The organism is Streptomyces sp. SP17BM10 (assembly GCF_036322405.1).
Classification (GTDB): domain Bacteria; phylum Actinomycetota; class Actinomycetes; order Streptomycetales; family Streptomycetaceae; genus Kitasatospora.
In genome coordinates this window covers 1-14,211 of the sequence record NZ_JAQYXB010000669.1, presented here as the reverse complement: position 1 = coordinate 14,211, position 14,211 = coordinate 1, and the positions used below count along the sequence as shown (strand labels likewise).

Sequence of the window (14,211 nt, the reverse complement as noted above, 5' to 3'; positions counted from 1 at the left end):
GTGGAGCCGCACGGATGAATTCCGTGCGGACCCGTCGACTGGCGAGTCCCGTATTGGTGTGTTACCGGCCCGGCTCGACCGGTTCGTGATAGAAACCATTCGGGTTTGTGCCGGTGGCCCGGTGCTCACGAATTCCTTCGAATTCCGCATGAATTCACCGGATGGCAAGTCGGACCAGTCAGTGAGGAACAACTATGTACGGACTCGCCCACACCGGTGTCGCCTCGCTGGCGCTGTTGGCGACCGGTGGTGCCGCCGCTGCGATCGGTGCGGCCGTGAAGTGGTTCGCCCGGCGGTGACCGAATCCCTGACCGTGCTGATTCCGGCACACAACGAGGCCGACTTCATCGCGGACGCGGTGAGGTCGGCCTTCGGCCAGACGGTGGCTCCGCGCACCGTGCTGGTCATCGCGGACTCCTGTACCGACGACACGGTGGCGATCGCCCGGCGGTGCGGCGCCGACGTGCTGGAGGTCGACCGAAGGAGCAAGCCGGAGTCGCTCAACCTCGCGCTCGCGGAGGTGGCCACCGAGTTCGTGGCCCTGCTCGACGCGGACGGCTACTTCGCCTCCGACCGGGCGCTGGAGACGTGCCTGGAGCGGATGCGCGCCAAGGACTACGGCGGCGTCTGCATGTCCGTCACGCCGCACGCCGTCAAGGGCGTGTTCCAGCGTTCGCGGGTGATCGAGTGGGCCGCGGCCCACCGGATGTCCCGGACGGTCGAGTCCTGGCACGGCTGGGTCGCCGTGCTGTCCGGCTGTGCGGGCGTGTATCGCACGGAGGCGGTCCGGGCGGTCGGCGGGTGGTCCACCGACAGCCTCTGCGAGGACGTCGAACTGGCGCTCAAGATGAACCGCGCGGGGCGGAAGGCGGGATTCGTGCCCGGCGCGTACGTGTGCGTGCGCGACCCGGGCACCTGGTCCGTCTACTGGGCGCAGACCCACCGGTGGGCGGCGGGCTGGGCCCAGGCGCTGTACAAGCACCGTGGTCTGTTCTTCCGCAACTGGGGATTCACCCGGGTGTTCGGCGCGATGCTCGTGGACAGCGCCCTGATGGCCTCCGGATACCTCTCCCTGCTTTATCAGCTGGCTACCAGGTTCACCCATTTCGACACATTCCGGTGGATGGGCCTGTGGTTCCTGGCGATGGTGGCACTGACGTTCGGAACGGCTGCTCTGCAAATCGGGATCCGGCGCACGATCGCCTGTTATCCGGCGTATCTGGTCGTGGGCACCATGGGGACGGTCGTATCCCTTTGGGTGATGTTCCGGGAATGGGTGTTGGGCCGGCATCTGACCTCCTGGACCGGCCGCCAAGGGCGCCGGGTCACAATCACCCGGATGTCGGAACGGCGGCGGCTCGTGCTGACACTTATGGGTGTCGGCGCGGGCCTGATCGGGGTGTCCTCCGGCAGCCTGTTCCACCTGGAGTCCCTGCATCTGGCGGGCGAGGCCGCGGCCGGTTCGGTCCTGCTCTCGGCGCTGCTGTGGCACTTCGTGAACCGGATGCCCGAGCGGGCCTGACGCCGTGGCATCCGCCCGCGCCACGGTTTCCGTGGCGCGGGCGGACCGGCTCCTGGGAAGGTAGGTCCAGGACCGCGTGATCCGCGTGGGCCCCTTGGTGTGGCGGGAGGGCGATGGCGGTGGAGGAGCAGCGGGCCGGGAGCCGGGTCAGCCGGCCGGAGATCCGGCTGGTGCGGCGCGGGTTCACCGATCCCGCGCGGGCGGTCCGGCTGCTGGCGGATCCCGCTCTGGAGGGCCTGGCCGACGATCCCGTCCTGCTGGACGCGCTCGGGGCCACCGCCGACCCGGACCTCGCCCTGCTGGGCCTCGCCCGCCTGCTGGAGGCCGCCGACGAGGCCGACCGGCACACCCTGCGCGACACCCTGACCACCTCCAAGCCGCTGCGCGACCGCCTGCTCGGCGTCCTCGGCGCCTCCACCGCGCTCGGCGACCACCTCGCCCGGCACCCGCACGACTGGCACGCCCTGGTCACCTTCGAGCTGCGCGACATGCACCCCGGCCCGGAGGACTTCCGGCGGGCCCTCGCCGAGGGCGTCCGGACGGCCGGGGCGCGCACCCCGGCCGACGCGCTGCGCGTCGCCTACCGCCGCTGCCTGCTCGCGATCGCCGCCCGTGACCTCTCCGGCACCACCGACCTCGCCCAGACCGCCGCCGAACTCGCCGACCTCGCCGGCGCCACCCTGCAGACCGCCCTCGACCTCGCCGCCGAGCAGGACCCGCAGGCCGCCGCGGCCTGCCGGCTCGCCGTGATCGGCATGGGCAAGTGCGGCGGGCGCGAGCTCAACTACGTGTCCGACGTGGACGTCATCTTCGTCGCCGAGCCGCGTGACCGCGTCGACGGGCAGGGGACCGTCGACGAGCACGATGCCCTCAAGGCCGCCACCCGGCTCGCCGCCGCGCTCACCCGGCTCTGCTCGGACACCACCGGTGAGGGCACCATCTGGCCGGTGGACGCCAACCTCCGCCCCGAGGGCCGCAACGGCCCGCTGGTGCGCACCCTGGCCAGCCACGTCGCGTACTACCAGCGCTGGGCCAAGACCTGGGAGTTCCAGGCGCTGCTCAAGGCCCGCCCGGTGGCCGGCGACGCCGAGCTCGGCGCCGCGTACGTGGACGCGCTCGCCCCGATGGTGTGGCAGGCCGCCACCCGGGAGAACTTCGTCGCCGACGTGCAGCAGATGCGCCGCCGGGTGGTCGACTCCATCCCCGTGACCGAGGTCGACCGCCAGCTCAAGCTCGGCCCGGGCGGGCTGCGCGACATCGAGTTCTCCGTCCAACTGCTCCAGCTCGTGCACGGCCGCACCGACCCGGCGCTGCGCAGCGGCAACACCCTGGAGGCGCTGGCCGCGCTCTCCCGCGGCGGGTACGTCGGCCGGGCCGACGCCGCCTCGCTGGACACCGCCTACCGCTTCCTGCGCTCGCTGGAGCACCGCATCCAGTTGCACCGGCTGCGCCGCACCCACCTGATGCCGACCGGCGAGGGGGACCTGCGCCGGCTGGCCCGCTCGCTCGCCGGGCTGATCAACGGCGACACCAGGACCGACCCGGTCGCCGCGCTGCAGCGCGAGTGGAAGCGGCACGCCGTCGAGGTCCGGCGGCTGCACGAGAAGCTGTTCTACCGGCCGCTGCTCGACGCCGTCGCCGAACTGCCGCCGGGCGCGGCCGGGTTGACCCCGGACGCGGCGCGGGCCCGGCTGGAGGCGCTCGGCTACGCCGATCCGGCCGCCGCGCTGCGCCACCTCACCGCGCTGGCCTCCGGGGTCAGCCGCAAGGCGGCGATCCAGCGCACGCTGTTGCCGGTGATGCTCGGCTGGTTCGCCGACTCGGCCGACCCGGACGCCGGGCTGCTCAACTTCCGCCAGGTCTCCGACGCGCTCGGCCGCACCCCCTGGTACCTGCGCCTGCTGCGCGACGAGAGCGCCGCCGCCGAGCACCTGGCCCGGGTGCTGTCGGCCGGGCGGCTCGCCCCCGACCTGCTGCTGCGCGCGCCCGAGGCGGTGGCCATGCTGGGCGACCCGCAGGGCCTGGAACCGCGCCGCCGGGCCGGCCTGGAGCAGGAGGTGCTGGCCGCCGTCGGCCGCGCCGGGAGCACCGCCGCGGCCGTCGCCGCCGCCCGTTCGGTGCGCCGCCGGGAGCTGTTCCGCACGGCCGCCGCGGACGTCCTCGGCCGCCTCGGCGACGACCCGGCCGAGGCCCTGGACAGCGCGGGCGAGGCGCTCACCGCGATCAACGCCGCCACTCTGCAGGGTGCGCTGCGGGCCTGCGTCGCCGGCTGGGAGGCCGAGCACGGGGACCTGCCCACCCGGATCGCCGTCATCGCGATGGGCCGCTTCGGCGGCCACGAGCTGGGCTACGGCTCGGACGCGGACGTGCTCTTCGTCCACGAGCCCCTGCTCGGCTCGCTGGACCAGGACGCCGCCAGGGCCGCCCAGGCCATCTGCAACGAGCTGCGCACGCTGCTCGGGGCGCCGTCCACCGAGCCCGCGCTGCTGGTCGACGCCGACCTGCGGCCCGAGGGGCGCAGCGGCCCGCTGGTGCGCACCCTCGCCTCGTACGCGGCGTACTACCGCCGGTGGTCGCACGCGTGGGAGAGCCAGGCGCTGCTGCGCGCCGAGCCGGTGGCCGGGGACGAGGAGCTCGGCGCGCGGTTTCGCCGGCTGATCGACCCGCTGCGCTACCCCGGCAGCGGGGTGCCGGAGCGGGACCTCCTGGAGATCCGGCGGATCAAGGCCCGGATCGAGGCGGAGCGGCTGCCGCGCGGCGCCGACCCGACCACGCACACCAAGATCGGCCGCGGCGGCCTGGCGGACGTCGAGTGGACCGTCCAGCTGTTCCAGCTCCGGCACGGGCACGAGCTGCCGGGGCTGCGCACCACGCGGACCCGCGCGGCGCTGGCCGCGGCGGCCGGGGCCGGGCTGATCGGCGAGGAGGACGCGGCCGTGCTGGACGCGGCCTGGGTCCTGGCCTCCCGGGTGCGCGCGGCGGTGATGCTGGTGCGCGGGCGGCCGGGGGACAGCTTCCCGGGGGAGGCCAGGGAGCTGTCCGGGGTGGCGCGCTACCTCGGGTACGGCGCGGGGCACAGCGGGGAGCTGGTGGACGACTACCGGCGGACGACCCGGCGGGCCCGGGCGGTCGTGGAGCGCCTGTTCTACGGCTGAGCCGGAAACGCGGAAGGGGCCCCGCGTGCGGGGCCCCTTCCGGTTCGGTCTAGCGGCGGCCGGTGCTGACGGCCGGCTCGCTCCACTGCTCGGGGACGGTGATCGGCTCCTCCGCCGTCTCCCGGGCGGGCACCTTCGGCAGCTTGTAGACCCAGTCGTGGTAGAGCCAGCGGGCGGCGAGGAAGCCCACCGTCAGGCAGATCTCGCCGCCGACGGCGTCCATCCAGAAGTGGTTGGCGGTCGAGATGATGACCACCAGCGTGGCCAGCGGGTACATCAGGCCGAGCACCCGGACCCACGTCCGGCGGGCCAGGAAGAAGATCGCCAGGCCGCACCACATCGACCAGCCGATGTGCATCGAGGGCATCGCCGCGTACAGGTTGGAGACGTGTGCCGCGGGCCCGGAGGCGAACGAGCCCCAGGTGCCGTGGGTCTTCACCGTGTCGATGAAGCCGCCGTCGGTCATCAGCCGCGGCGGGGCCAGCGGGAAGAAGTAGAAGCCGACGAGGGCGATCCCGGTGGTGACGAAGAGCACCGTGCGGGCGGCGACGTAGCGGCCGGGGTGGCTGCGGTAGAGCCAGACCAGCACGCCGATCGTGATGATGAAGTGCAGCGTGGCGTAGTAGTAGTTCATCCCCGTGATGAGCCAGCCGACGCTGTCCATGGCGTGGTTGATCGAGCGCTCGACCGCGACGCCGAGGTTCTGCTCCAGGTCCCAGATCCAGCGGGCGTGCTTCTGGGCTATCGCCTCCTGCTCCGGAACGGCGTTCCGGACGAGGGAGTACAGCCAGTAGCTGATGCCGATCAGGGCCAGCTCGAACCAGATCCGCGGCCGGGCCGGGGAGCGGCGCTGGTCGCGCACGCGCTCGCGCAGGGCCGCGGTGCGGGTGCGGGCGGCACGGGTGGCTCCGTCGGGGCCGCCGGACGGGGTCGGGCGTGCTCCGGAACCACCACCGTGCGCCTGGTCGGCGCGCCGCGCGCCGGCTTGCTGGATCTCGGTCGGTTCCCCCATGGACGAGAAGTCTGCCAGACGTCCCGTAGCCGTCCGCTCATCCTCTGGAAGTGGATTCTTCACCGGCTGTCCCCCTTGAGGGCTAGGGGGCTGCTCCCACCGGGGTAGGGAGTGAGGTCGGGTCTGGTGCTTACCGGTGGGACGGGCATACGTCCCATTGTCACGCTGACCGGCGCGGGGCGCGTAATCGGGGTGGCCGCCGGGCCTCCGGGCCCGCGCGCTGCTGGAGTTTCCTGCCACGAAACCGTTTCTGTATCTTGCTGAAACATATTGCAGGCCGCTAGCTTCCAGGGAACTCGACCGCCCCTTCCCCTAAGGGAGCCCTCAGTGGCCGATACGCCGCTCAGCCCCCGGCGGAGCACCCCACGACGCAGACCCGGCCGCACGGCCGTCCTGCTCGCCTCCGCACTCACCGCCGCCACCCTCGGCGGCGCCCCGGCGGCCCTCGCCGCCGCCCCGCCCGCCCCGCCGTCGGACGCCGCGCTGGCGGCCACCGCCGGGCGGCACGACCTCACCCGCGAGCAGTACTACTTCGTCCTGCCCGACCGGTTCGCCGACGGCGACCGGGCCAACGACACCGGAGGCATCACCGGCGGGCGGCTGGACAACGGTTTCGACCCCGCCGACAAGGGCTTCTACCACGGCGGCGACCTGGCCGGCCTGATCCAGAAGCTCGACTACATCCAGAACCTCGGCACCACCGCGATCTGGATGGCGCCGATCTTCAAGAACAAGCCCGTGCAGGGCACCGGCGCCGACGCGTCGGCCGGCTACCACGGCTACTGGATCACCGACTTCACCCAGGTCGACCCGCACTTCGGCACCAACGACCAGCTGAAGGAGCTGATAGCCAAGGCGCACGCCCGCGGCATCAAGGTCTTCTTCGACGTCATCACCAACCACACCGCCGACGTCATCGACCACGCGGAGCAGCAGCACGCCTACCGCTCGACCGGTGCCTACCCGACGCTCGACGCGGACGGCAACCCGGTCGACGAGACCGCGGTCGCCGACGCGGGAGCCCCCTGGCCGAAGATCACCAAGGACTCCTTCCCCTACACCCCGGTCCTGCGCACGCCCACCGACGCGACCGCCAAGAGCCCGTCCTGGCTCAACGACCCGGCGCTCTACCACAACCGCGGCGACTCGACCTTCGTCGGCGAGTCCGCCACCGAGGGCGACTTCAGCGGGCTCGACGACCTCGACACCCAGAACCCCCGCGTGGTGAAGGGCTTCGAGAAGGTCTACGAGCAGTGGGTCGAGGACGCCGGCGTGGACGGCTTCCGGATCGACACCGTCAAGCACGTCAACATGGCCTTCTGGCAGCAGTGGGCGCCGGCGCTCAAGGACTTCGCCGCCAAGCAGGGCAACAAGAAGTTCTTCATGTTCGGCGAGGTGTACTCCGGCGACCCGGCGGTCACCTCGCCGTACGTCACCAAGGGCAAGCTCCAGGCCACGCTCGACTTCCCGTTCCAGGGCGCCGCGCGTGCGTACGTCTCGCAGGGCGGCTCGGCGAAGAACCTCGCCGACGTCTACGGGCAGGACTACCGCTACACCAGCGCCGACACCGACGCGTACGAGCTGCCGACCTTCCTCGGCAACCACGACATGGGCCGCTTCGGCTCCTTCCTGCTCGCCGACAACCCCGGCGCCGACGACGCCACCCTGCTGAAGAAGGACCGGCTCGGCGACGAACTGCAGTTCCTCACCCGCGGGCAGCCCGTCGTCTACTACGGCGACGAGCAGGGCTTCACCGGCGCGGGCGGCGACAAGGACGCCCGGCAGGACATGTTCGCCTCGCAGACGGCCTCCTACAACGCCGACCGCGTCCTCGGCGGCCCCTCCGGGCCGGCCGACCGCTACGGGCAGGGCGGCGAGCTCTACCAGGGCATCGCCGGCCTCGCCAAGCTGCGCCGCGACAACCCGGCGCTCGCCGACGGCGCCCAGATCGAGCGGTACGCCGCCGACGGCGCGGGCGTGTACGCGTTCTCCCGGATCGACGCCGGGCAGCAGGTCGAGTACCTGGTGGCGGTCAACAACGCCACCGAGGCGAAGACCGTCACGCTGGACACCTTCTCCGCCGGGACGGGCTTCGACCGCCTCTACCCGTCGGCGGGGGAGCGGCTGACCAGCGGCGCCGACCGCAAGGTGACCGTCACCGTCCCGGCGTTGTCGTCCGTCGTCTACAAGGCGGGCGCCAAGCTCGCGCCGGTCGCCGCCGCGCCGCAGATCTCGGTGCAGCCGCCCGCGGACGGGTCCACCGGGCTCGTGACGATCGGGGCGAAGACGGACGGCGGCGGCTTCGACCGCGTGACGTTCGCCGCGCAGGTCGGCAACGGGCCCTGGCAGACGCTCGGCACCGCTGACACCGGGAAGTCCGGCGGTGACGGCCGAAGGCTCTTCGCCGTCACCCAGGACCTCGGCGCCGCGGCGCCCGGGACGGTGGTGCGCTACAAGGCCGTCGTGCAGGACAGCAGCGGCCACCTACGGTCCGCCGCCGCGAGCTTCACCACCGGCACCCCGGCGCCCGCGCCGGTGCCCACGGCCACCGAGCGTCCGTACGCCGTCGTGCACTACAACCGGCCGGACGGGAACTACGACGGCTGGAACCTCTACGCCTGGGGCGACCTCGCGGACGGCGAGTCGACCCAGTGGCCGGCCGGGCACGGTTTCACCGGCCGGGACGCCTACGGCGCCTTCGCGTACGTGCGGCTCAAGCCGGGCGCCTCGGACGTCGGGTTCATCGTCGAGAAGGACGGCGTCAAGGACGTCGACACCGACCGGCACGTCGACGTCGGCAGCACCGGCGAGGTCTGGGTCAAGCAGGGCGACCCGACCGTGCGGACCACCGACCCCGGCCCGACGAGCACCCCGCCGGCCGGCACCGCGATCATCCACTACAACCGGGCCGACGGCGACTACGACGGCTGGGGCCTGCACGACTGGACCGGCGCCGCGAACCCCACCGACTGGGGCAAGCCGCTGATGCCGGTGCGCCGCGACGCCTTCGGTGACGTCTTCGAGGTGCCGCTCGCCCCCGGGGCGACCAGCCTCAGCTACATCCTCCACAACGGCAACGACAAGGACCTGCCGGGCGACCAGTCGCTGGACTTCGCGGTCAACGGCCGAGAGGTGTGGATCCTCGGCGGCCGCGAGGGCTACCTGCTGCCGCAGAACGCCGCCGCCTCCTCGCAGGTGGACCCCGGCACCGCCAAGGCGCAGTGGATCGACGCGAAGACCGTCGTCGTCCCCGCGAACTACGGCGCGGCCGACGCGGCGCTCGCCGGCGGCACCAGCGCGCAGCTCGTCTACGACCCCGCGGGCGGCATCCGCGCCGACAAGGGCGTGCTGACCAAGCCGGGCCGGTGGATCCGGCTCACCCCCGTCCAGGGCGGGCTGACCGACGCGCAGAAGGCCAGGTTCCCCCACCTGGCGGGCTACCGGGCCTTCACCGTGGACGCCCGGGACGCCGCGCGCGTGCCCGCCGCGCTGCGCAGCCAGCTGCTGTTCACCGAACACCTGCCGAGCGGCGCCGCGTTGGCCGCGACCGGGGTGCAGATCCCCGGCGTGCTGGACGACCTGTACGCCGGGAAGACCGGCCGGGTGGACTTCGGCCCGGCCTATTACCACGGCAAGGTCGCGCTGTCCGTGTGGGCGCCGACCGCACAGGACGTGTCCGTCCAGGTCTTCGACAGCGCCACCGGGGGCACCCCGAAGACGCTGCCGATGAAGCTGGACGACGAGACCGGTGTGTGGGAAGTCGTCCGCGACAAGGCCGAGTTGGACGGCAAGTACTACGTGTACCAGGTGAAGGTCTGGGCGCCCTCGGTGCAGCGGACCGTCGTCAACGCCGTCACCGACCCGTACTCGGTCGCGCTGTCCGCCGACTCCAGGCGCAGCCTGGTGGCGGACCTCGACGCCAAGGAGCTCAAGCCCGCCGGTTGGGAGGAGCAGAACGTCCCGGCGGCCGTGCCACCGGCGAAGCAGCGGATCCAGGAACTGCACGTCCGTGACTTCTCGGTGGAGGACAGCACCGTCCCCGCCGCCGAGCGCGGCACCTACCTGGCGTTCACCGAGTCGAACTCGGCCGGGATGCAGCACCTTCGGGACCTCGCCAAGGCCGGCGTGACCACGATCCACCTGCTGCCGACCTTCGACAACGCCTCCGTCCCGAAGGACAAGGCCGGCCAGAAGCTGCCGCCCTGCGACCTCAAGTCGCTTCCGCCGGACGGCCCGAAGCAGCAGGAGTGCGTGGCCGCCGTCGCCGCGGACGACGCGTACAACTGGGGCTACGACCCGCTGCACTACAACGTGCCGGAGGGCACGTACGCGACGGACTCCACCGGCACGGCCCGCACGGTGCAGTTCCGGCAGATGGTGCAGGCCATGCACGCGGCCGGGCTGCGCGTCGTGCTGGACGTCGTCTTCAACCACACCGCCGCCAGCGGCCAGGACGACAATTCGGTGCTGGACGAGGTGGTGCCCGGCTACTACCAGCGCCTGGACGCCAACGGCAAGGTGACGACGGACAGTTGCTGCTCGGACACGGCGCCCGAGCACGCCATGATGAACCGGCTCGTCGTCGACTCGGTCACGCTGTGGGCGCGCGAGTACCGCGTCGACGGCTTCCGCTTCGACCTGATGGGCCTCGACCCGAAGTCCACCATGCTCGACGTGCAGGCCGCGCTGCGGAAGATGACGCCGGACTCCGACGGCGTCGACGGCAAGAACGTCTTCCTGTACGGCGAGGGCTGGAACTTCGGCACCGTCGCCAACGACGCCCGCTTCGTCCAGGCCACCCAGGCGCACATGGCCGGCACCGGCATCGCGACCTTCGACGACCGGATGCGCGACGCCGCCCGCGGCGGCAACTTCATGCTCGGCTCCGCGCCGCAGCAGGGCTTCGCCTCGGGGCTGTACACCGATCCGAACGGCTCGCCCGCCAACGGCACCCCCGACCAGCAGAAGGCCCGGCTCCTCCACGAGATGGACCAGCTGAAGGTCGGACTGACCGGCAACCTGGCCGGCTACTCCTTCACCGACAGCTCCGGCAAGGCCGTCACCGGCGCCCAGGTCGACTACAACGGGGCCCCGACCGGGTACGCGAGCAGGCCGGGCGAGGCGGTGGAGTACGTGGACGCCCACGACAACACCGACCTCTTCGACGCCCTCGCCTACAAGCTGCCCGCCGGCACCGCCTCCGCCGACCGGGCGCGGATGCAGGCGCTCGGGCTCTCGCTCACCGCGCTCACCCAGGGCGCGGGCTTCGCCCAGGCGGGAAGCGACCTGCTGCGCTCCAAGTCGCTCGACTCGAACTCCTACAACTCGGGCGACTGGTTCAACGCCATCCACTGGCCCGATCCATCGACGGGGGCTTCGGACGGCAACGGCTGGGGCCGGGGCCTGCCGATGGCCGCCGACAACAAGGAGCTCTGGCCGACCGCGCAATCGCTCCTGGCCAACCCGAAGTTGACCGTCGGCGCGGACGACATCCGGGCGACCACGGCGCAGTTCCAGGACTTCCTGCGGATCAAGCAGTCGTCGCCGCTGTTCTCCCTGCCGACCCTCGCCGACGTCCAGCAGCGGCTCTCCTACCCGCTCTCCGGCACCGCCGGCGAGACGCCCGGGGTGATCACGCTGCACCTGGACGGCACCGGCCTGGCCGGCGCGGAGAAGGGCGTCACCGTGGTCTTCAACGCCACTCCGACCGCGCAGAACCAGACGGTCGCCGCCCTGAAGGGGACGCCCCAGGCGCTGCACCCCGTCCAGGCGGGCGGCGCGGACCCGGTGGTCAAGCAGTCCGGCTTCGACGCTGCGACCGGCACGTTCACCGTGCCCGGCCGCACCGTGGCGGTGTTCGTCCAGGGCTGACGAATCCTCCGACTCCCGGGTCCGGTACCGCCGTTGTGGCGGTGCCGGGCCCGGCTGCGTTCGGGCCCGGTTCCGGGCTCGCCGTGGGTTCGTTCCCGCGGTCGCTCGAAATGGCCGGAACCGTGCGGTGGCACGGCCGGAAAGGTGACGTGCCGGGCCTCGCGGACGCTGCTCCCCGGCCGCGCGTCCGGACGGCGACCTGAGCGCTGGTCAATGCCGGTGCGTGGGGCCCGAACCACTTGGAGCTCATGAAAACCGTTGTTGTAAGTGTCTTTACCTGTAACACGGTTGGAGCGCCCGGCGGTTGCCCGGTGCGGACTCGAATCGGCCAAACCGTGGCATGCATCTGTCATTAGTGGCTCGTTTGCTGCCACGATTCCCCCTGCCACGGACGAGGGACCCCCAACTCTCCCTCTTCGCGGCGAAGTTCCCCGTGCGCACCTTTGCACGCACCTTTGCACGCACCGCAACACCCGCACCCCTCTGCACCTGACTCTGTGAGCACCGCTGCACCCCTGGCGCACACCGCCGCCGGGGGCCCCCACTGCGCCGCAACCCTGCGGCCCAGGTCGCCCTCCACCGTGCGCACACCCGCGCCGGTCGGTAAAGGAGTCCGCATGTCCCGCTACGCCCACGCCCGGAAGGCGGCGGTCGTCCTGGCCGCCACCACCGCGCTGCTGGTGACCGGCATCCCGGTCATCGCGCAGGCCGCCGCCCCCGACGCGCCGACCGCCGTCGCCCAGCAGCTCTCCGCCCGTGCGGAGCTCCTCTCGTCGGCGAACCAGCAGGCCGCGAGCCTCGCCCAGAGCATCGGGCTGAGCAGCCAGGAGAAGCTCGTCGCCAAGGACGCCGTCCAGGACGCGAACGGCGACCGTCACCTGCGGTACGAGCGCACCTACGCCGGCCTCCCGGTCCTCGGCGGCGACCTGGTCGTCCACCAGAGCGCCGCCGGCGCCACCAAGGGCGTGACCAAGGCCAGCGAAGCCGTCCTGGCGGGCCTGGCGACCACCCCCGCGCTCGCCGCGCCGAAGGCCCAGGAGAGCGCGCTGGCCGCCGAGTCGGGCGCCGCGCTGGAGGCCGCCCCGCGCCTGGTGGTCTTCGCCGCCAAGGGCACCCCGCGGCTCGCGTACGAGACCGTCGTCACCGGCAAGGGCGACGACGGCACCCCGAGCCGCCTGCACGTCGTCACCGACGCGGCGACCGGCGAGGTGCTCGCCAAGAACGAGACCATCGAGACCGGCACCGGCACCGGCGTGTACGTCGGCACCGTGCCGCTCACCACCACCCAGAGCGGTGGGCAGTACCAGCTCAAGGACACCACCCGCGGCGGCCAGTACACGACCAACATGAGCAACGGCACGTCCGGCAACGGCACGCTGTACGCCAAGTCCACCGACACGTGGGGCAACGGCAGCGCCAGCAACGGCGAGTCCGCCGCCGTGGACGCCCAGTACGGCGTCGCCGCGACCTGGGACTTCTACAAGAGCGCCTTCAACCGCAACGGCATCCGCAACGACGGTGTCGGCGCGTACAGCCGCGTCCACTACGACAGCAACTACGTGAACGCGTTCTGGGACGACTCCTGCTTCTGCATGACCTACGGGGACGGCTCCGGCAACACCCACCCGCTCACCGCGCTCGACGTGGCCGGCCACGAGATGACGCACGGCGTCACCGCCGCCACCGCCAACCTCAACTACTCCGGTGAGTCCGGCGGCCTCAACGAGGCCACCTCCGACATCATGGGCAAGATGGTCGAGTGGAACGCCAACCTGGCCTCCACGCCGCCGAACTACTTCATCGGCATCCAGCTCGACATCAACGGCAACGGCACCCCGCTGCGCTACATGGACAAGCCCTCCAAGGACGGCTCCTCGGCGGACTCGTGGTACTCGGGCGTCGGCAACCTGGACGTCCACTACTCGTCCGGCGTCGCGAACCACTTCTTCTACCTGCTGTCCGAGGGCAGCGGCGCGAAGAGCATCAACGGGTTCAACTACAACAGCCCGACGGCCAACAACGTCACCGTCGCGGGCATCGGCCGGGACAAGGCCAAGCAGATCTGGTACAAGGCGCTCACCGCGTACATGACCTCGACCACCGACTACGCCGCCGCCCGCACGGCGACGGTCAGCGCGGCCACCGACCTCTACGGCGCGAACAGCAACGAGGTCTACCAGGTCGGCCTCGCGTGGGCGGGCGTCAACGTCGGTCAGGTGCCGCCGAACCCGGGCGGCGTCAGCGTCACCAACCCGGGCAGCCAGTCCACCGCGCTGAACGGCTCGGTGAACCTGCAGATCCAGGCCTCCGGCGGCACCGCGCCGCTGTCGTACTCCGCCACCGGCCTGCCCACCGGCCTGTCGATCAACTCCTCGACCGGGCTGATCTCCGGCACGGCCTCCACCGCGGGCACCTACAACACGACCGTCACGGTCACCGACGCGGGCGGCAAGACCGCGACGACCAGCTTCTCCTGGTCCGTCTCCGGCGGTGGCGGCGGCTGCACGCCCACGCAGCTGCTGGGCAACGCGGGCTTCGAGACGGGCTCGGCGTCGCCGTGGACGGCGTCGAGCGGCGTGGTCGACAACAGCGCGTCGCAGGCGGCGCACGGCGGCAGCTGGAAGGCGTGGCTGGACGGCTACGGCTCGACG

5 protein-coding genes are annotated in these 14,211 nt (G+C 72.1%); 4 read left to right on the top strand and 1 reads right to left on the bottom strand.

Translation table 11 applies throughout. The features are described from left to right. Positions 1-280 precede the first annotated feature (280 nt). Together PUR71_RS33115 and PUR71_RS33110 are read left to right on the top strand one after the other, a co-directional pair. Complete coding sequence (locus PUR71_RS33115) at positions 281-1,522, top strand: glycosyltransferase (protein ID WP_329930908.1); 1,242 nt, start codon at positions 281-283, stop codon at positions 1,520-1,522. 113 nt (positions 1,523-1,635) lie between these two features. Further along, positions 1,636-4,677 (top strand): bifunctional [glutamine synthetase] adenylyltransferase/[glutamine synthetase]-adenylyl-L-tyrosine phosphorylase, encoded by a 3,042-nt coding sequence (locus PUR71_RS33110; protein ID WP_329930907.1) that lies wholly within the window; start codon positions 1,636-1,638, stop codon positions 4,675-4,677. Between the two features lie 49 nt (positions 4,678-4,726). On the opposite strand, the gene PUR71_RS33105 is transcribed toward PUR71_RS33110, so the two are convergent. Next, complete coding sequence (locus PUR71_RS33105) at positions 4,727-5,689, bottom strand: phosphatase PAP2 family protein (protein WP_329930906.1); 963 nt, start codon at positions 5,687-5,689, stop codon at positions 4,727-4,729. A gap of 327 nt (positions 5,690-6,016) precedes the next feature. Here PUR71_RS33105 and pulA point away from each other — a divergent pair, with 327 nt between their 5' ends. After that, positions 6,017-11,560, top strand: coding sequence for a pullulanase-type alpha-1,6-glucosidase (gene pulA, locus PUR71_RS33100; RefSeq protein WP_329930905.1), 5,544 nt, complete (start codon positions 6,017-6,019; stop codon positions 11,558-11,560). Between the two features lie 617 nt (positions 11,561-12,177). Then, a partial coding sequence (locus tag PUR71_RS33095; protein WP_329930904.1) for a M4 family metallopeptidase occupies positions 12,178-14,211 on the top strand: 2,034 nt, incomplete at its 3' end.

Excerpts from the sequence above, each read along its gene's own strand:
- PUR71_RS33110 (WP_329930907.1), top strand. The coding sequence starts at position 1,636 with ATGGCGGTGGAGGAGCAGCGGGCCGGGAGCCGGGTCAGCCGGCCGGAG.
- PUR71_RS33105 (WP_329930906.1), bottom strand. The coding sequence starts at position 5,689 with ATGGGGGAACCGACCGAGATCCAGCAAGCCGGCGCGCGGCGCGCCGAC.